Raw genomic sequence first — 18,591 nt, 5'->3', positions numbered from 1 at the left:
GATTCTATGTGCACTTTTTATGCCAATTCGTATAATATGTATGCTGAAAAAGTAGGTGAAGGGGATGAATTTAGCCGCAAAGAATGGTTACCCCCTGCCCGAAGGCTATAAAGCCGAAAAGAAGAATACATAAATTCTTAGCCGGAAGTCGGGGATATATAAACTTTGCTTAAAATTGATCGGGAGGATTTTAAAAACACCGTCAATATTGACGTACCTTTGCAGGCGATTTGGGGACTCGTTTAGCCACATCAGGCCCAGGCAGTTTTTTATACTTGTTGACGTTACCGACAGCAGGTTGGTTTTTCAGCCTGTCAGGTTTTGAGCAAAAATGAGCGTTCCCTAAACAAATATCCGATACAGCAGTAGTAAGAAGAATAAGAACACGAAATAGAAGTTATCAGATCCCATACTGTTCCTGAGTACAGATAATCGGCTAGTGTCTTAAACGCGAAACGCTGTGTATCAACACGTTTTACTATTTTGAGTTTATTACCTATGGTTCCAAACGACGAACTTATTCGGATCATCGATCTCCTCAATACAACTTATGAAAGCGAGGAGGCCTGGCACGGTCCATCGGTGGTTGAAGCGTTACGGGGAGTGACTCCCGATATGGCTGGCCGACGCATTTCGCCTAATACCCATACCATTGCAGAGCTGGTTTTCCATATGACGAGCTGGCGTATTTTCTGTGTGAAGAAAATGCAGGGCGATGCTACATTCGATATAACCACCCCCGAAAAAAACTTTGGCGCGCTGCCCGATAAAATTGACGACTTCGAATGGGAAGCCCTCGAAATGGAACTGAGCCTTAGCCAGGAGGAACTGGTAAATGAACTCGATAAGCGCGATGATGATGAATTTCTGGAAGATATTGTGCCCGGTCGTGACTATACTTATTACGATATGCTGCATGGTATTGTTAATCACGATTTGTATCATACCGGCCAAATCATGATCCTTAAAAAAGCACTGGCCTTTAAGAGTGCAGGCTCCCGTTTTGATGATGACGATGAAGACGAATATGGCTCACATTACGGAAGTAGTCATGAGCAGGATGATTATTATTGATCAACGAATAGTCGTGTCTTTTTAGGTTGATTGTCAATTGGTTTACAGCGTTAACTCCCTGCCGGAATCTGTTTTCAGGTAACCCCTTCCGCTGCTTATCTAATTAGTTTTTTCATTGAACTACTGGCTTGTTAAGTCCGAACCCGACACCTACGGGTGGCATCATTTTCTAGAACAGGGCCGTGCCATATGGGATGGGGTCCGTAATTATCAGGCCCGTAATAACCTGAAGGCTATGCAAACTGGCGATCAGGTTCTGTTTTATCATAGTGTTACAAACCCCGCCGTTGTGGGGCTGGCCAGAGTTATTCGGGAAAGTTATCAGGACCCTACCGTTCCTGCCGATCCGCGCTGGGTAGTGGTTGAACTGGAACCCGTTATGGCTTTCGAGCAGCCAGTTTCACTGAGCCAGATCAAAGCCGAACCCATGCTGGCCAACATGGCTCTGATCAGACAATCCCGATTATCGGTCATGCCCGTTAAACCCGATGAATTTGAGTTGCTCCTTAAAATGGGGCAAAAAAGTAGTGAGGTTTTTTAGTGAAGAGTGTAGAATAATTTCACTGATGCGTAGCTATTCTTCACTTTTCACTCTACACTAAAAAACCTCACGGAAAAAACGTATGGATACCATTCAACTGATTACCCCGGCCCCCTGGACAGATTATGAATTAATCGACTCCGGCAATTTTCAGAAGCTGGAGCGGTTTGGTCAATATGTGCTGGCTCGACCTGAGCCGCAGGCGATCTGGGATAAATCACTGTCGGACGCGGATTGGGAGCGACGTGCGCATGCGGTCTTTCGACGCGATCGGCAGTCGCCCGAACGGGGCGACTGGCAAACCCGGCCCGATATGCATGACCCCTGGTTTGTTCAATTTCAACAGGGCGGCTTGTCGCTAAAGTTTAAGCTGGCCTTAACCACCTTTAAGCATGTAGGACTGTTTCCGGAACAAGCCGACAACTGGATTTATATTCACAACAAAGTGAAAGCGCTTTCAGCTCAGGCTGGGCGACCACGAATACTGAACCTGTTTGCCTACACAGGCGGGGCGTCGCTGGCCGCCCGACAGGCCGGAGCCGACATTACGCATGTCGATGCCGTTAAGCCCGTTATTAACTGGGCGCGCGAAAATATGGATCATAGCGAACTCGATAATATTCGCTGGATAGTTGAAGACGCCGTTAAATTTGTCCGTCGTGAAGTACGACGTGGGAATCAATACCAGGGCATCATTCTGGACCCTCCCGCCTATGGGCGTGGGCCGGATGGCGAGAAATGGGTGCTGGAAGAGAACCTCAACGACCTGCTAAAATCGTGTGCCGATCTGCTTGATCGTGACAATTATTTCTTTATTATCAATCTATATTCACTGGGATTCTCGTCAATTCTGCTCGATAACCTGATTGGGCAGCGCTTTGGTCATGTGCCGAATCCAGAATGGGGCGAACTGGTGATGAACGATAATTTCCGCAAACGACTGCCTCTTGGTGTCTTTTATCGGTTCGCATCCGTCTGAAATATGTACCTTTGCTGGAAAGGATTGACTAATTGATTGGCTGATCGATTGCGTAGTACAACGTTAATCGAACCTCGATCAATTCATGATACGCATGCGTCTGTTTTTGCTTCTTATAACCCTGTTCGTTACGCTTCTGTCCTGTGGTAACGACGACCGGCAGGTCGCTCATATTCCCGACTTCCCCAAGCCGGGCGATAGCAGCCGTGCCGAAGGAGCGTTACGCGCACTAACCAGGGCCATCAACCAGTCGTCGCCCACATCGGCCTATGCCAAACGGGCTGCTATTTTATTAGCTATGGGCCGCATTCGCGAAGCCCTCGACGATATTGATGAAGCAATCAGCCGTAACGATAACATTGGCTCCTATTACCTGACTCGTGCTCAGGTGTTACGGGCTTTACAACAGCCTGAAAAAGCGTTGGTTAATGCGCAGCGCGCTGAAATTCTGGGCGTCGATACACCGGAGCTCTATACCCTTCAGAGCGATTTACTCCAACAGCAGAATCAGTTCAGCAAAGCACAGCTATACATAGCAAAAGCCCTGCAAATGGCACCCTACGATGGAGAAGCTTATTTTTTTAAAGGACTGATGACCGCTAAACTGGGCGATACCACACAGGCATTGGCATTATATCAGCAGTCGCTCCGGTTAAAACCTCGTTTTCTGGAAACCTACAATCAATTGGCCTCCATTTATCGGACCCTGGGCGACCGTAATGCCGCACTGACTTATAATGAGCAGGCGCTCCGTTATTTTCCTGATAATGCCCGGTTGCAGTATAGTCGTGGATTAATCTATCATACCGCCGGTGAACTCGATAGCGCTATGGCCTGTTATCAACATACACTAAAGATACAGCCAAACTATTATCAGGCTTATTTCCAGATTGGATTGATAAATCAGACCTATCGAAATTTTTATACCGCGCTGGCCAATTACCAGCGCGTGCAGCAGCTTCGGCCACAATTTCCCCGTATCGATACCTATATTGGCTACTGCCACGAGCAGATGGGGCAATATGACCTGGCAATTGAGGCTTATACGAAAGCAACGAAGCTAAACGCAACCGATCAGCAGGCTGCTGCAGGATTATGGCGCTCGCAACGTAGGCAGTACTCACAAAACTCCTTATTTTTGCCGAATACGCCTAATGAACCGTTAACCCCTGCGCCAAGTCGTGCTACACTGGATACCAGCCGGGTCCGTGTGCTGACAATCAAGCCCAAAGCGCCGATAAGTACGGGCACTGGCGATTCACTCCGGCGAACGATTAAACCGATTGGACAAAATTAAATCAGTGAAGATTTTTTTAGTGAAGAATAAAGAGTAAAAAGTGAAGAATAGCTCCATATTCGTTTAAACCATTCTTCACTTTTTACTCTTCATTCTTCACTAAAAATAAGTGGCTTACAGTTGTAGGTAGGCTGCGGTTACCCACAAATAAAATAGTACACAAATGATTGCGCAGGACGAACAAATCCGCGTGACGCTGCCCGATGGGAGCGTTCGGCAGTATCCAAAAGGAAGTACCGGTCTGGATATTGCTACCCAAATTAGTGAGGGATTGGCCCGCAACGTGCTGGCTGCCAAAGTCAATGGCGTTGTGCAGGATGCCACGCGCCCTATCGACCAGGATGCTACGGTTCAACTCCTCACCTGGAACGATCCCGAAGGCAAAGCAACCTTCTGGCACTCGTCGGCCCACTTGCTGGCTGAAGCGCTGGAAGCTTTGTATCCAGGCGTTAAATTTGGTATTGGCCCCGCCGTCGAAACGGGATTCTACTATGATGTCGATCTGAATGGACAGCCGTTTTCGCAGGAAGACTTTAAAAAGGTTGAGGATAAAATGCTTGAACTGGCTCGGCAGAAACAGCAATATATCCGCAAGCCGATGAGCAAAGCCGATGCGGTCGCCTATTTTGAGGAGAAAGGGGATCCCTATAAGCTCGATCTGCTGGAAGGACTCGATGATGGAACCATTACGTTCTATACGCAGGGTGATTTTACGGACTTATGCCGGGGACCACATATTCCGAATACGGGTTTTATTAAAGCTGCCAAAATTATGAATGTGGCCGGGGCCTATTGGCGCGGTAACGAAAAAAATAAGCAGCTTACCCGGATATACGCCGTTACGTATCCGAAGCAAAAAGAACTGGACGATTACCTGTATGTGCTTGAGGAAGCCAAAAAACGCGACCACCGCAAATTGGGTAAAGAACTGGAACTCTTTGCATTTTCGGAGAAAGTAGGGCAGGGGCTGCCGCTATGGTTGCCCAAAGGTACCATGCTGCGCGAACGACTGGAAAGTTTCCTGCGGAAAGCCCAGATTCGGGCGGGCTATTCGCCAGTTGTAACGCCACACATTGGGAGCAAGCAACTTTACGTTACCTCGGGCCACTGGGAGAAATATGGTGAAGACTCATTTCAGCCCATTAAAACGCCAGACCCCAATGAGGAGTTTTTGCTCAAACCAATGAACTGTCCGCATCACTGCGAAATTTATAAAAGCCGGCCGCGTTCCTACCGCGATCTGCCACTACGGTTAGCCGAGTTCGGGACGGTTTACCGCTATGAGCAGTCGGGCGAGTTGCATGGGCTGACCCGCGTGCGGGGATTCACTCAGGATGATGCGCACATTTTCTGCCGCCCCGATCAGGTGAAGGACGAGTTCATGAAAGTGATCGATCTGGTATTGTATGTCTTCCGATCGCTTGGTTTTGACGATTATAGTGCCCAGATTTCGCTCCGTGACCCGGAAAATAAAACCAAGTACATTGGTTCGGATGAGTTGTGGGAAAAAGCCGAGGCCGCTATTATTGAGTCGGCTGCCGAAAAAGGGTTGCCAACCGTAACGGAGTTAGGTGAAGCGGCTTTTTATGGCCCTAAACTCGACTTCATGGTTCGCGATGCACTGGGCCGGAAGTGGCAGTTAGGAACCATTCAGGTCGACTATAATTTGCCGAACCGGTTCGAACTCGAATATATTGGCTCCGACAACCAGAAACACCGCCCTGTGATGATTCACCGGGCACCTTTTGGCTCGTTAGAGCGATTTATTGCCATTCTGATCGAGAACACCGCCGGGAATTTCCCGCTGTGGCTTTCGCCCGATCAGATTGCCATTCTGCCGATTTCTGAAAAATATGAAGACTACGCCAACGACCTGTTTTTTACCTTGCAGGAGCAGGATATACGGGGATTTGTCGACCTCCGCGACGAGAAAATCGGTCGTAAGATTCGTGATGCCGAAGTCAACAAAGTACCCTTTATGCTTATTGTTGGCGAAAAAGAAGCCGCCGACGGTAAAGTATCGGTTCGCCGGAAAGGCCAGGGCGACCTCGGTAGCATGACGATCGACGAGTTTGTCAACATCTTCAAGGCCGAAGTGAAGGTGTAGGTGGAACGGTTTATGGTTGCTCCGCCTTTCAGTATACATCCTGCTATGGCAGCGCAACTATAAACCATAAACTGTATTCCGCTTGCGCAGAATCAGTATTTTCAATAGTTTCCCGAACTTTTTAGTAGTACAAACGTTATCCAAGCGATTTTAAAAATTAGTTTCACTAAACACAATCTATGGCATTACCCCAGCGCAGACCACCCCGTCGTGTGGTTGAAGAACCGTACAAAGTTAATGAGCGCATTTTGGCCCGCGAAGTTCGGGTGGTCGGTGAAAATGTAGAACAGGGAATCTACGATATAAATAAGGCTTTAGCCATGGCTCGGGCTCAGGGGCTCGATCTGGTGGAAGTTTCGCCTAATGCTGTCCCGCCTGTATGCCGCATTGTGGACTACTCGAAGTTCAAATACGAGCAAAAGAAAAAACAGAAAGAAATAAAGGCAAATGCCACCAAAGTCGTTATTAAGGAAATTCGGTTTGGTCCGAATACCGACGATCATGATTTTGAATTTAAGCTCAAACATGCGATCAACTTTCTGAAAGAAGGCGCTAAAGTTCGGGCTTATGTACAATTCGTGGGGCGGGCTATTGTTTTCAAAGACCGGGGTACGCAATTGCTCGATCGGTTTGCCAAAGGGCTTGAAGAATACGGAAAGGTTGAATCGGAGCCCAAACTCGAAGGCAAACGGATGACAATATTCCTGGCCCCTAAAGTTGTCGTAAAAAAATAGCGATATATCCAGTCAGTTAAATCCGTTTGGGCCTATTCTAAAACTGAATTGCCCGAACGGATTTTTCATGCCCTGGCTTTTCATCTTTACCCTGTGGTTCTTCCTACGCTGAAATCAAAAAGCTAGTAGCGAACCTTCATTTTATTTTGTATCTTTGCGGCCTGTTTACTTAAATTTTCCATAAAAGCGGTTTACTGCAATGCCAAAAGTAAAAACTAACTCGGCTGCCAAAAAGCGTTTCAAGCTGACCGGTACCGGAAAAATCAAACGGAAGCATGCCTTCCACAGTCATATTCTGACCAAGAAAACAACCAAGCAGAAGCGTAATCTGGTACACGACACGCTGGTATTCCCAGCCGATGAGCGCCGGATTAAAGCGTTGCTGAACGTTTAATTGGAAAGAGTAGGTATAAGCCGCTTCTAGATAAGTGTGCATTATGCGAAAAGGAACAGGTCTGTTCCTGGTTTTAAGTTTCACCCGATGCCGGGCCTTAAGAGAATGATGAATGATGAATGATGAATGAATAGAAACTGAAGGGTATTCGTCAGTATTCATTTACCGTTTAAATTCCTTTCCGCCTATCGTCAAAAAACAAGTAAAAAATTATGCCACGTTCCGTCAATCACGTTGCCTCACGGGCGCGCCGGAAAAAAGTAATGAAGCTGGCCAAAGGCTATTTTGGTCGGCGTAAGAATGTTTGGACAGTTGCTAAAAACGCTGTCGAAAAAGGGTTAGGGTATGCATACCGCGACCGTCGTGCCAAAAAACGGGATTTCCGTGGTCTCTGGATTCAGCGGATCAATGCCGGTGCCCGGATCAACGGTATGTCTTATTCAGCATTGATGGGTGCTCTGAACAAATCGGGGATCGAACTCAACCGTAAAGTACTGGCCGATCTGGCCATGAACCACCCGGAAGCATTTGCAGCCGTTGTGGAACAAGTGAAGTAAACAGGACTTAAGTAATAGCAGCGAGGAGTAAGTATTGGGAGGGTTAACGCATAGAATAGCGTTTCTTCTGATAGTTACTCCTCGCTGCTATTGCTGCTTCTACGTCTGCACAATTTTAGTTTTCAATCCTGCCCGTTCGCCATCGGCCTGCCTGCCAAGCAGGAATACATCTAGTTCGCCTTCGCCCACCCGAAATACCTGCCGCCCGGTTAGTTCGGTTTCCAGGAGAATTTTGAGTTGCTGAAATTTTTCGGTTCGGGCTTTTTCTTCATCGCCATACCAGTCCTGCTCGGTGATAACAGGCTCCCAGAATTCAGCCTCGGGCATTTCGTCCACAAAAATTTCGGGCGGAAGCATCTGCCAGTCTTTAATCTGGCTTACAGTTAAAGGTTCAACCTGCCGGAGGTAACACGTTATATAGTCAATCGGCTCATCTGATTCGCTTGGGTAGAGTAAGTCCGTTAGCAAATCATTAATTTGTTCGCTTTGTGTTAATTTTTCGGGAGTTTCACCGCTACTTTTGGGGTCTTCGCTCGTCATAGGTAGGATAACAATTCACGGCAAGATAAAGGATTCACGACCAATTGATTGTCTGAATAGAACTAATTTTAGTGCGGGGTATTGTTGAACCTATTCCCGTTAATCAAAAAAAAAGAACCATGTTAGAAATGTTAATGAATCTGGTCCAGCAGAATGCGGGTCAGTCAGTAATCAATAACCCGGCGATCCCCAACAGCCAGAACGACAATGTAATGCAGACGGTTGCGGGCAGTATCATGAGCAGCCTGGGGCAGCAGGCTCTGGGTGGTGGTCTTGGCGGTTTGTTAGGGATGGTAACCGGCCAGGCTGCCAGCCATCCTGCAACACAGGATGTTCAGCAGAACGTGCAGCAGGACCTGATGAGCAAGCTAGGTATTTCGCCACAGGTGGCTATGTCAGTTGCCGGAGCGCTGGTGCCTATAGTTCTGAACAAACTCATGCATAAAGTCAATGATCCTAATGATTCCAGCATTGATGCCGGTAGCCTGATGGGAGCGCTGACTGGCGGCCAGGGCGGTGGCCTTGGTGGGATGCTGGGTAGCCTGTTCGGTGGCCAGTAAGAACCAGTGGATTGGCTGACAACGGTCGGCTCCAGAACACACGACGTCCCGTTGAGAGAAAGCTTGTAGAGCGTCTCTTAACGGGACGTCGTGTGTTCTGGAGCCAGGAGTTATTCCGGTTCATGCCCTGCAACTATTGTCATATTTTTTTTAGAGCAACTGCCAATAAAGCTCATTCTGGCCCATCTGCTCGGGTTTCTCTGCCAATCTGACAGCAATTTAAACAAGTTGACGCGGCTGGCATTTCTATTGTTAGATAACAGATGTCTGTCAGTCTACAACCTCAGCAGGTAAGACGCTAAACTCACAATTGAATTAAGTAATATGGGAAAGATTATTGGTATTGACTTAGGCACCACGAACTCGTGTGTGGCCGTGATGGAAGGCAACGAGCCGGTTGTGATCCCTAACTCTGAAGGGGCCCGCACAACGCCATCGGTCGTCGCATTTATGGACAACGGCAATGGTGAACGGAAAGTTGGTGCTCCGGCCAAACGCCAGGCCATCACCAACCCGAAAAATACAATTTCTTCGATTAAGCGTTTCATGGGTAAGCGCTTTAACGAAGTAACGAACGAAACGAAAAACGTCGCTTATGACGTTGAAAACGGCCCTAACGGAACACCCCGTGTTCGGATTGGCGACCGTCAATATACACCACAGGAAATTTCGGCTCTGATTCTTCAGAAAATGAAGCAGACGGCCGAAGATTATCTTGGTCAGACCATTACCGAAGCGGTAATTACGGTTCCGGCTTATTTTAACGATGCCGAGCGGCAAGCTACCAAAGAAGCTGGTCAGATTGCGGGTCTCGACGTGAAACGGATCATCAACGAACCCACGGCCGCTGCGCTGGCCTATGGTCTGGATAAAACCAATCACGACCAGAAAATTGCCGTATTCGACCTCGGTGGTGGTACATTCGATATCTCGATTCTGGAACTTGGCGACGGCGTATTTGAAGTTAAATCGACCGACGGTGATACGCACCTGGGGGGCGACGACTTCGATCAGGTCATTATCGACTGGCTCGCCGACGAGTTTAAGAAAGATGAAGGCATCGACCTGCGTCAGGACCCAATGGCGCTGCAACGGCTGAAAGAAGCGGCCGAAAAAGCAAAAATTGAACTGTCGAGCTCGAACTCGACGGAAGTGAACCTACCGTATATTATGCCGGTGAATGGGATTCCTAAACACCTGGTTCGTACGTTGAGCCGCGCCAAATTTGAACAACTGGCCGACTCGCTCATTCAGCGGAGTCTGGAGCCCTGCCGTCGTGCCCTGAAAAACGCAGGGTTGTCGGCTGGACAGATCGACGAAGTGATTCTGGTTGGTGGTTCGACCCGGATTCCGAAAGTACAGGAAGAAGTGGAAAAACTCTTCGGTAAAAAACCATCGAAGAGTGTTAACCCCGACGAAGCGGTGGCTATTGGTGCTGCCATTCAGGGAGGGGTATTGACCGGTGAAGTAAAAGACGTACTGCTGCTCGACGTTATCCCGCTGTCGCTGGGGATCGAAACCATGGGTGGTGTATTCACCAAAATGGTGGAAGCCAACACAACCATTCCGAGCAAAAAAGTGGAAGTGTTCTCAACAGCTTCTGATAATCAGCCGAGCGTAGAGATCAACGTGTTGCAGGGTGAGCGGCCAATGGCTCAGCAAAACCGTCAGTTAGGCCGGTTTATCCTGTCCGACATTCCACCCGCACCACGGGGCGTTCCCCAAATCGAAGTGACCTTCGATGTCGATGCCAACGGTATTCTGAACGTAACGGCAAAAGATAAAGGTACGGGCAAAGAACAGAAAATCCGGATTGAAGCATCGAGTGGCTTGACCGAGACCGAAATCAACCGGATGCGCGAAGAAGCTAAAGCCAACGAAGCGGCCGATAAAGCAGAACGCGAAACGATTGAGAAAGTCAATCAGGCCGACTCTATGGTATTCCAGACGGAGAAACAACTGAAAGAGTATGGCGATAAGCTGACTCCGGCAAATAAAACAGCGATTGAAGAAGCCCTTGGCCAACTTCGTACGGCCCATGGTTCGCGCGATGTGGCCGCTATCGACGCTGCGCTGGAAAAACTGAACACTGCCTGGTCGACCGCATCGACCGATCTCTATAATGCAACCAACGGCGCGGGTGCCCCAACAGATGGTGCCGGCTTCGATGGTAACGCCGATGCAGCCGGTCAGGGTCAACCAACGGGCGACAACGTATCGGACGTGCCGTTCGAAGAAGTGAAATAAAACAAGATCGTTAGCTACTCTGACGAGCTTTCTACAACGAAATGCCCCTGCTGGAAACGGTAGGGGCATTTCGTTGTAGAAAGCTCATTGGACAAGTGAACCGAATAATGCATTGACTTGGGCTATATGGAGTTATTGTTGAATTATTTTACTATTGCGTAACTTGTTGCTCAGGTATATGAATCCCCTGTTTATATGAAGAACTGCTACCCATTGCTAACCGGACTGTTACTTACCCTATCTGTGAGCGGATTTGCGCAATCGACACTAACAATCACGTCGCCTAACCGCGTTATTGGTCTAACGCTACAAAATGCGCCAACCGGGGAAATCCAGTACCAGATACAGTATAAAAAGAAACCTGTGGTTGAGCCATCTGCTCTGGGGTTTGTATTGAGCAAACCCCAGCTATCCTTGACCCGATTTCGTATTGCATCGGTCGATTCGTCACAAACCGATGAGAACTGGAAGCCAGTATGGGGCGAAGTGAGTCAGATCCGAAATCACTATAAAGAACTAGCGCTTACCCTTCAGGATCGGGGAAACTCAGGAATTAGTTTGCTTATCCGGTTTCGGCTATTCGACGATGGAGTTGGTTTTCGGTATGAGTTTCCGCAACAATCAGCGCTTAACCATTTTATTGTAGACGATGAACGAACCCAGTTCCGGTTGGCGGCCGATCATCAGACAATGTGGATGCCTGGTGATTATGACTCGAATGAATACCTCTACAATACCACCAAACTAACTGAAGTTGATGCCCTGAAGGCTGCCGATCGGGAGAAAGATACTGCGCTAAAATCGGTGATTGGCCCCAATGCCGTACAAACGCCCTTGCTTTTCAAAACGGCCGATGGCCTTTATATTAGTCTGTATGAAGCCGCCTTACTCAACTATCCGGTCATGCATCTGCAACTGGACAAGCAGCGACTAACGCTCACCTCGCAGTTGACCCCGGATGCGGTTGGGAACAAAGCTTACCTGCAAACGCCAGCTCAAACGCCCTGGCGCACACTGATCATCAGTGATAAAGCAACCGATCTGCTGGCTTCTAAGCTCATCCTGAACCTCAACGAACCGTCGGCCCTTACTGATCCATCGTGGATTAAACCGCAGAAATTTGTGGGTATGTGGTGGGAGATGCACGTTGGCAAGGCCACCTGGGAAAAGGCCGGAGGTAAACACGGTGCCAACACGCAAAACGTAAAGAAATACATCGACTTTGCGGCCAAATATGGGTTCGATGGAGTTTTGGTTGAAGGCTGGAACGTTGGCTGGGAAGACTGGTTTGGCAACTGGAAAGAAGACGTGTTCGACTTTGTAACGCCCTACCCGGACTATAATCTCGATTCGCTGTCGGCCTATGCGCAGCAAAAAGGGGTTCGGATCATTATGCACCACGAAACATCGGGTTCGGTTACCAACTATGAACGTCGTATGGATGCTGCCTTTCAGTATATGGTGAAGGAAGGCATCAACACGGTCAAGACGGGTTATGTAGGGCGGATTATTCCCCGTGGCGAACACCACGACGGACAGTGGATGGTCAATCATTACCAGCGGGTTGCTCAGAAAGCGGCTCAGTACAAAATCATGATCGACTCCCACGAGTCGGCCCATCCAACCGGGCTGCACCGCACCTATCCGAACTGGATGGCCAGCGAGGCAGCCCGTGGCAGCGAATTTAACAATGCACCCACGTTAGGAATTACGCCTGAGCACACGACCATATTGCCATTTACCCGATTGCTGGGCGGACCAATGGATTTTACGCCGGGCCTTTTTCGGTTTAAACTAAATCAGTTCGACAGTACCCGAACTCAGCGGGTACGCACAACGCTGGCCAAACAACTGGCATTGTACGTGACTATGTACAGTCCACTACAAATGGTTGCTGATTTACCCGAGAATTACGAAAAATACCTTGATGCGTTTCAGTTTATCCGCGATGTTCCGGTTGATTGGGACGATACCCGCATTCTGGCCGCTGAACCGGGCGATTATGTGGCGATTGCCCGTAAGAAAAAAGCAGGCAGCGACTGGTTTCTGGGCGCTATAACCGACGAAAATAGCCGCACGCTTCAACTGGATCTTGCCTTTCTGGATGCCGGTAAGACCTACGAAGCTATCCTTTACCGGGATGCCCCTAACGCCGATTGGGACACCAACCCGGAAGCCTATGTGATCGAAAAAAAGCGGGTGACTGCCCATACAACGCTATCGGTAGTTCTGGCGAAAGGGGGCGGGTGCGCCATTCAGTTTATCCGAAAATAGCCATCTGTCAGGAAGGCCAGGCATTCAGCAACCGGCGGATGATAATGATTTCGCCAACATGGTAAGCCGTATGATCGGCAATGAGCAGGGCTTCGCGGAGCAGATTCTGCCCATCGCCATGCGCAAAGGGTTCATATAAATCCCGTTTCGGATCGTTGATCAAAGCAAGGAAGGCTTCGCGATCCTGACGAACCTGATCCACTGCCTGCTGCCAGTCCTGGTCGTTAATGGGCGCTACCTCTTTAGACCAATAACCCGAGGGCCAGGGCGGAGACTGATGGGCTGGATTGCGCGAAAATTCGAGAATATCCCATTGGGCAATGCGAATATGATCGACAAGTTGCCAGATGCTGTAGGGAAGCTTCTGGGGTTTTATGCCACGCAGCGCAGCAGGCAAACCATGAATAGCTTCCTCAAACGGTTGATGCGCATTGCTTCCTGTTAGCAAAGCAATCAGTTGATTCCGAACGGCGGAGTCGATGGTATCGGGAGTAGACTTGATCGAAGCCATTGAGTATAGGAGTATGTGTTCTATAAACTACCGATGGCTACCCGAGTGTTTAAGGAATTGTTGATTTGGGCGAACAACCCGAATCCGAAATTAATGGACAGCTAGGGCTTGTCGGCGTTCGGCGAGTTGGGTAGGAGAAAGGCCAAATTGCTTTCTGAAGGCAAACGAAAAATGAGACAGGTCTTCAAAGCCTAAATCCAGGTAGATATCGGTGGGTTTTTCCGCCTTGTTGCCGATCAGAAAATACGCTTCCTCAAGGCGTTTGCGAACCAGCCACCGACTGGGCGTGTCGTGAAAGATTCGCTCAAAATCCCGCTTGAAAGCCGACAGACTCCGGCCTGTTAGGTAAGCAAACCGCTCCACACTGACATTGAACCGAAAATTACGGTTCATATACGCTTCCAGATCGATTTTCTGAGGATCGCTGAAATCGAACAGAATGGTAGCCAGGTCGGGGTTCGATTGCAGAAGAATAAGCAGCAGTTCCTCACGTTTGAGATCGGCAAACGTAGGGTTTATCCGGCCTTCACCCGTATAATAGGGTTCCAGCGAACGCAGAAAATTCGGTATCAGTTCATTCGGTTGAATGATGTAGTAGGCGTCATTGGCACAATAATTCGTCAGCAAAACGGGATGTTTGGCCTGATACGCCTTCAAAAAGGATTCATCAAACACAACCACTACTTTTTCGAACTGGTTATTGGCCTTATGCTTCGTGTATTTTACCAGATGATTTTTGCGAACCAGACTGCATTGGCCGGCTTGCAAAAGATGATGATTACTGCCATCGTAATAATCGATTGTGCCGTTAATCAGGTAGAGAAAGAAATGCTCGGCAACAAACTGTTCCGGCGAAATGTGCGGACCCAGGTAGCAGGACGTAATGGCTGATACATTCATAAGGCTCAAGTTATTCCATTTCTGCCAGAATTGGGCTAGCTCCTGTCAATATCATTTTCATAAGTGCGCTAACGAACAATTTATACATAACCAAACTGAATTAAGCTATTGGCTGCTGCCAGCAGGGCTTCTTCATTGCTACGAGGTTTCCAGCCGAGCAGGGTTCTGGCTTTTTCGTTGCTGGCAGTTCGATAGCGACTTAACATGGGCACCAGAGCCCTGGCTGTTGGATTCACTAAGGCGGCAAGCCGAACGACCCAGTCGGGAATGCGCTTCGTTGAAATGTGGTTGAGTGTATTGCCCAGCCGGTCTTTCATTAATTGAGCAATGTCAGGTAAGGTCATGGTTTCACCGGCAATAGCCAGAAACCGTTGGCCATTGCCGGCTGGGCTGGTCATGGCCCGGATGTGCAGATCGGCCACATCGCGCACATCGACAAGGCCCAGCGTCATGTTCGGAACGCGCTTCATGGACCCATCCAGAATCTGCTTCAGCAACTCAAAGCCACTCGACAGCTCGGGGCCCAGCGACGGGCCAAAAATGCCTACCGGATTAATGACCGTCAGTTCCAGCTTGCCGCCTTCGGTTTTCAGAAAGTCCCAGGCAGCCCGTTCGGCCAGTACTTTCGATTTGTTGTAGGCCGACAGGCCCGGTTCGTTGGGATTGGTCCAGCTTTCTTCGGTAATGACCTGGGTTGTATCGGTATGGCTGTAGCCAACAGCCCCAAAATTGGATGTCATCACCACACGCTTTACACCCGCATCGCGGGCGGCCCGGAGCACGCGTCGTGTGCCATCGACCGCCGGACGGATCATGTCATTTTCGTCTTTCGGAATGCTCAGGCCAATTGGCGATGCAACATGGAGAACAAAATCGCAACCGGCAACGGCATGATCCCAATTGGCATCCTCGGTCAGATCGGCCTCTATAAACCCAAGCTGGCTAAAATCGGTTAACCCTCCGTTTTCGAGCCTGGTGAGTACCGTGTTTTTTCGGTTCAATGAGCGGACAGTCGTTTTTACACTGTAACCTTGTTGCAACAGTTGCAGAATGCAGTGAATTCCAACAAAGCCACTTCCACCCGTTACGAGTACCGTTTTCTGGTTAGTTGTAGTAGTCATTTATGTTAACATTTGATGGAACAAAGTTCCGTGCCAGACAGGGAGATTGCTTTGTTGAAACGTCCAATTTGACTTTGTTGAAACGTCCAGTTGTGGGCAAGGTTCTACAGAGCCTGATCGAGCGGAGGGGCATTAACCGCACTGTTTCGGGGGGAGGGGGCGTTGCGGAGTCAAACAAAACAGGAGCGCAAATCAGTATAAACGGCATTTGTTCGTCTTACTTGTTTGGATAGCCCAAAACTTACCAATTTGTATTGATGACGACACGACGATCGTTTTTAAAGAAGGCCGGAGGCAGTGTGGCACTGGCTACCGTAACGCCGGCTGTTATGACCGCGGCAGCTCCTGTAGAAAGTACTAAAGCGCCGGGTGAAGATCTGTTTAAACTCGGAATGGCCGGATACACATTTGTGCATTTTAATCTGGACCAGGCGCTGGAGATGATGAAAAAAACGGATGTGCATTATCTGTGCATCAAAGATTTTCATCTGCCCCTCAACAGCACCCCCGAGCAAATTGCCGCCTTTCATGAGAAACTGGCGCAGTCGGGTGTGACGGGCTATGCCGTAGGGCCGATTTATATGAAAAAGACCGAAGATGTCGATAATGCCTTCGCCTATGCCAAACGGGTGGGCGTTAAACTGATCATTGGCGTTCCCAATACCGAGCTATTGCCCTATGTCGATAAGAAAGTAAAGGAATACGATTTTCGGTTTGCCATTCATAATCATGGCCCCGACATTGCGCTCTACCCCAATGCCGTATCGATCTATAGTGCTATTAAGGACCTGGACCCCCGCATTGGTTTCTGCTTCGACATGGGCCACGACAAGCGCAATGGCGATGACCCGGTTGCCGATTTGCAAACGTATGCTAAACGTATTTTCGACATTCACCTCAAAAACGTTACGGCAGCTACCAAAGAAGGAAAAACCTGCGAACTGGGTCGGGGGGTGATCGATATTCCGGCCTTTGTCGATATGCTGCGGAAGGTGAAGTACAATGGCTCCTGTAGTCTGGAATACGAAAAAGACATGAAAGATCCACTGGCTGGTATTGCTGAATCGGTAGGCTATTTCAAGGGTGTTTGCGACGCCACCCGAAAACGGAAATCCTGATGTCGTAACCAACTGAATGGATAAGTTAAGCAACCTGAAACGTATGGAAACAACCCGTAGAGAATTTATAAAGAAAGCGGCTCTAAGCACAGCCGGGCTAACCGTTGGCGGACTCGCCCCCGGTTTTTCGGCGAAAAGCTATGCCAAAATTATTGGCGCGAATGAACGGTTGAACGTGGCCATTGCCGGATTGGGTCGGCGGTTGAGCGCCTATTACGACCCAATTTCCCGTAAAGACAGTAATGTTGAGCTGGTATACCTGTGCGACGTGATGAAAAAACAGCGGGAGTCGGCCGTGCAGAAGTTTTCGAAATACATCGATTATAAGCCCAAACTCGAAAACGACATCCGCAAAGTAATTGCCGATAAAGATGTCGATGTGCTGTTCAATGCTACGCCCGATCACTGGCATGCACCCGGAACCTGGCTGGCCGTGCAGGGGGGCAAACACGTATATGTCGAAAAACCCTGTAGCCACAACCCGCACGAAGGCGAATTACTGGTCGAATTTCAGAAGAAATACAACAAAGTGATTCAGATGGGCAACCAGCAGCGCTCAGCTCCCGAATCGATCGAGATTATCAGACAGATTCATGATGGCGTTATTGGAAAACCCTTTAAGGCGGTAGCCTTTTATGCCAATGCGCGGGGCGAAGTGCCCATACCGAAAAAAGCCCCCGTTCCCGACGGGCTGGACTGGGAACTGTTTCAGGGACCGGCCCCCCGCCGGGAGTATACGCACGACACCTGGGATTACAACTGGCACTGGTATGGCTGGCTCTACGGAACCGCCGAAAGCGGCAACAATGCAACCCACGAGCTGGATGTAGCCCGCTGGGCGCTGCAGGTCGATTTTCCGGAATACGTAACCGTTGAAGCGGCCAAGCGATATTTTCCGGAAGATGGCTGGGCCGTTTATGATACGATGGACGCGACATTCCGATTCCCCGGCAACAAAATCATCAAATGGGATGGCAACAGTCGCAACGGCTATAAAACCTTTGGTAGCGACCGGGGTACGCTGATTTATGGCACCAACGGGACCGTTTATGTCGACCGCGATGGCTATACACTCTTCAATCGGGAGGGGAAAGTGATGAAAAACAGCAAATCGAATGGTTCCGAAGCGGGAACCGCATTGGGCGGTGGGGGCGATATGACAACCCGTCATGTTCAGAATTTTTTTGAGGCCATTCGGGGAAAGGAAAAACAGAACTCACCCATCGCAGAAGGAGCCAAGAGTGTCTTGCTCTGTCATTTGGCTAATATTGCATACCGGGCCAATAAGCCGTTTGCGGTAGATCCGAAAAATGGCCACATTCAGGACAAGGATGCCATGAAATTCTGGAGCCGGGAATATGAGAAAGGCTGGGAGCCTAAACTCTAAGGCCTGTTTATTGTGCCCCATTTCCTCAGAAATGGCGGTAAGGCAACCGAATCGGATTTACTCCCGGAGTAAATCCGATTTTTTTTTGTAAATGACTTGCTCATTAAATACCAATTGGTATATATTTGTGCCATGGTCGCTGTTGACGAAGAGTAATCAGGGTACAAAACCCGATTCTGTCCAACTAATAGCCAGTGGTAGGGGAGTGCCTGCCTGTTTTTAGCTTATTTTTTTTGCCTTAAAATATACC

The 18,591-nt window shown here is 48.9% G+C and carries 17 protein-coding genes; 13 read left to right on the top strand and 4 right to left on the bottom strand.

Annotated features, from left to right (window positions below; all coding sequences use genetic code 11):
• Positions 1-498: 498 nt before the first annotated feature.
• The 8 genes from WBJ53_RS15985 to rplT all read left to right on the top strand — a co-directional run bounded on the left by WBJ53_RS15985 (position 499) and on the right by rplT (position 7,683).
• The gene (locus tag WBJ53_RS15985; protein WP_338867859.1) at positions 499-1,074 is read left to right on the top strand and encodes a DinB family protein; all 576 of its coding nucleotides are present in this window, start codon (positions 499-501) and stop codon (positions 1,072-1,074) included.
• Between the two features lie 115 nt (positions 1,075-1,189).
• A complete protein-coding gene (locus WBJ53_RS15980; RefSeq protein WP_338867857.1) occupies positions 1,190-1,615 on the top strand; it encodes an EVE domain-containing protein in 426 nt (141 codons plus the stop codon).
• Positions 1,616-1,697: 82 nt separating this feature from the next.
• Positions 1,698-2,594 (top strand): class I SAM-dependent methyltransferase, encoded by an 897-nt coding sequence (locus WBJ53_RS15975; RefSeq protein WP_338867855.1) that lies wholly within the window; start codon positions 1,698-1,700, stop codon positions 2,592-2,594.
• Positions 2,595-2,679: 85 nt separating this feature from the next.
• Positions 2,680-3,891 (top strand): tetratricopeptide repeat protein, encoded by a 1,212-nt coding sequence (locus tag WBJ53_RS15970; protein WP_338867854.1) that lies wholly within the window; start codon positions 2,680-2,682, stop codon positions 3,889-3,891.
• Positions 3,892-4,054: 163 nt separating this feature from the next.
• Positions 4,055-5,998, top strand: a complete 1,944-nt coding sequence (gene thrS / locus WBJ53_RS15965) for a threonine--tRNA ligase (RefSeq protein WP_338867852.1) — start codon at positions 4,055-4,057, stop codon at positions 5,996-5,998.
• A 179-nt stretch (positions 5,999-6,177) separates the two neighbouring features.
• Entirely contained in the window at positions 6,178-6,732 is a 555-nt protein-coding gene (gene infC / locus WBJ53_RS15960; RefSeq protein WP_338867851.1) for a translation initiation factor IF-3, read from the top strand.
• A gap of 199 nt (positions 6,733-6,931) precedes the next feature.
• Positions 6,932-7,126 carry a 50S ribosomal protein L35 gene (rpmI, locus tag WBJ53_RS15955; protein ID WP_162384346.1) on the top strand — a complete coding sequence of 65 codons (195 nt, stop codon included), beginning with the start codon at positions 6,932-6,934 and terminating at the stop codon, positions 7,124-7,126.
• Between the two features lie 212 nt (positions 7,127-7,338).
• On the top strand, positions 7,339-7,683 hold the full coding sequence (gene rplT / locus WBJ53_RS15950; RefSeq protein ID WP_176567490.1) for a 50S ribosomal protein L20: 345 nt from the start codon (positions 7,339-7,341) through the stop codon (positions 7,681-7,683).
• 99 nt (positions 7,684-7,782) lie between these two features.
• Here the strand turns inward: rplT and WBJ53_RS15945 are convergent, their stop codons facing one another.
• Positions 7,783-8,223: a nuclease A inhibitor family protein gene (locus WBJ53_RS15945; protein WP_338867847.1), complete on the bottom strand. Its 441-nt coding sequence runs from the start codon at positions 8,221-8,223 to the stop codon at positions 7,783-7,785.
• 119 nt (positions 8,224-8,342) lie between these two features.
• Between WBJ53_RS15945 and WBJ53_RS15940 the strand changes: the two genes are divergently transcribed.
• The 3 genes from WBJ53_RS15940 to WBJ53_RS15930 all read left to right on the top strand — a co-directional run bounded on the left by WBJ53_RS15940 (position 8,343) and on the right by WBJ53_RS15930 (position 13,304).
• Positions 8,343-8,783, top strand: a complete 441-nt coding sequence (locus WBJ53_RS15940; protein ID WP_338867845.1) for a hypothetical protein — start codon at positions 8,343-8,345, stop codon at positions 8,781-8,783.
• 324 nt (positions 8,784-9,107) lie between these two features.
• Positions 9,108-11,030 carry a molecular chaperone DnaK gene (gene dnaK, locus WBJ53_RS15935; protein ID WP_338867842.1) on the top strand — a complete coding sequence of 641 codons (1,923 nt, stop codon included), beginning with the start codon at positions 9,108-9,110 and terminating at the stop codon, positions 11,028-11,030.
• 195 nt (positions 11,031-11,225) lie between these two features.
• Positions 11,226-13,304, top strand: coding sequence for a glycoside hydrolase family 97 protein (locus WBJ53_RS15930; protein ID WP_338867840.1), 2,079 nt, complete (start codon positions 11,226-11,228; stop codon positions 13,302-13,304).
• A 7-nt stretch (positions 13,305-13,311) separates the two neighbouring features.
• Here WBJ53_RS15930 and WBJ53_RS15925 read toward each other — a convergent pair whose 3' ends face one another.
• The 3 genes from WBJ53_RS15925 to WBJ53_RS15915 all read right to left on the bottom strand — a co-directional run bounded on the left by WBJ53_RS15925 (position 13,312) and on the right by WBJ53_RS15915 (position 15,836).
• Complete coding sequence (locus WBJ53_RS15925; RefSeq protein ID WP_338867838.1) at positions 13,312-13,815, bottom strand: DinB family protein; 504 nt, start codon at positions 13,813-13,815, stop codon at positions 13,312-13,314.
• 90 nt (positions 13,816-13,905) lie between these two features.
• The gene (locus tag WBJ53_RS15920; RefSeq protein WP_338867836.1) at positions 13,906-14,715 is read right to left on the bottom strand and encodes an AraC family transcriptional regulator; all 810 of its coding nucleotides are present in this window, start codon (positions 14,713-14,715) and stop codon (positions 13,906-13,908) included.
• Between the two features lie 80 nt (positions 14,716-14,795).
• Entirely contained in the window at positions 14,796-15,836 is a 1,041-nt protein-coding gene (locus WBJ53_RS15915) for an aldehyde reductase (protein WP_338867834.1), read from the bottom strand.
• A 257-nt stretch (positions 15,837-16,093) separates the two neighbouring features.
• On the opposite strand from WBJ53_RS15915, the gene WBJ53_RS15910 reads away from it, so the two are divergent.
• Together WBJ53_RS15910 and WBJ53_RS15905 are read left to right on the top strand one after the other, a co-directional pair.
• On the top strand, positions 16,094-16,954 hold the full coding sequence (locus WBJ53_RS15910; RefSeq protein WP_338867832.1) for a TIM barrel protein: 861 nt from the start codon (positions 16,094-16,096) through the stop codon (positions 16,952-16,954).
• Between the two features lie 43 nt (positions 16,955-16,997).
• Positions 16,998-18,341 carry a Gfo/Idh/MocA family oxidoreductase gene (locus WBJ53_RS15905; RefSeq protein ID WP_338867830.1) on the top strand — a complete coding sequence of 448 codons (1,344 nt, stop codon included), beginning with the start codon at positions 16,998-17,000 and terminating at the stop codon, positions 18,339-18,341.
• Positions 18,342-18,591 lie beyond the last annotated feature (250 nt).

Origin of the sequence: Spirosoma sp. SC4-14 (assembly GCF_037201965.1) — a bacterium.
Classification (GTDB): Bacteria; Bacteroidota; Bacteroidia; order Cytophagales; family Spirosomataceae; genus Spirosoma.
This window is presented reverse-complemented; position numbering and strand designations above follow the sequence as displayed.

Coding starts and splice junctions, on each gene's coding strand:
- WBJ53_RS15905 (WP_338867830.1), top strand. CDS start 16,998: ATGGAAACAACCCGTAGAGAATTTATAAAGAAAGCGGCTCTAAGCACA.
- WBJ53_RS15945 (WP_338867847.1), bottom strand. CDS start 8,223: ATGACGAGCGAAGACCCCAAAAGTAGCGGTGAAACTCCCGAAAAATTA.
- WBJ53_RS15925 (WP_338867838.1), bottom strand. CDS start 13,815: ATGGCTTCGATCAAGTCTACTCCCGATACCATCGACTCCGCCGTTCGG.
- WBJ53_RS15920 (WP_338867836.1), bottom strand. CDS start 14,715: ATGAATGTATCAGCCATTACGTCCTGCTACCTGGGTCCGCACATTTCG.
- rplT (WP_176567490.1), top strand. CDS start 7,339: ATGCCACGTTCCGTCAATCACGTTGCCTCACGGGCGCGCCGGAAAAAA.
- WBJ53_RS15940 (WP_338867845.1), top strand. CDS start 8,343: ATGTTAGAAATGTTAATGAATCTGGTCCAGCAGAATGCGGGTCAGTCA.
- rpmI (WP_162384346.1), top strand. CDS start 6,932: ATGCCAAAAGTAAAAACTAACTCGGCTGCCAAAAAGCGTTTCAAGCTG.
- WBJ53_RS15970 (WP_338867854.1), top strand. CDS start 2,680: ATGATACGCATGCGTCTGTTTTTGCTTCTTATAACCCTGTTCGTTACG.
- dnaK (WP_338867842.1), top strand. CDS start 9,108: ATGGGAAAGATTATTGGTATTGACTTAGGCACCACGAACTCGTGTGTG.
- WBJ53_RS15930 (WP_338867840.1), top strand. CDS start 11,226: ATGAAGAACTGCTACCCATTGCTAACCGGACTGTTACTTACCCTATCT.
- WBJ53_RS15985 (WP_338867859.1), top strand. CDS start 499: ATGGTTCCAAACGACGAACTTATTCGGATCATCGATCTCCTCAATACA.
- WBJ53_RS15910 (WP_338867832.1), top strand. CDS start 16,094: ATGACGACACGACGATCGTTTTTAAAGAAGGCCGGAGGCAGTGTGGCA.
- WBJ53_RS15975 (WP_338867855.1), top strand. CDS start 1,698: ATGGATACCATTCAACTGATTACCCCGGCCCCCTGGACAGATTATGAA.
- infC (WP_338867851.1), top strand. CDS start 6,178: ATGGCATTACCCCAGCGCAGACCACCCCGTCGTGTGGTTGAAGAACCG.
- WBJ53_RS15915 (WP_338867834.1), bottom strand. CDS start 15,836: ATGACTACTACAACTAACCAGAAAACGGTACTCGTAACGGGTGGAAGT.
- thrS (WP_338867852.1), top strand. CDS start 4,055: ATGATTGCGCAGGACGAACAAATCCGCGTGACGCTGCCCGATGGGAGC.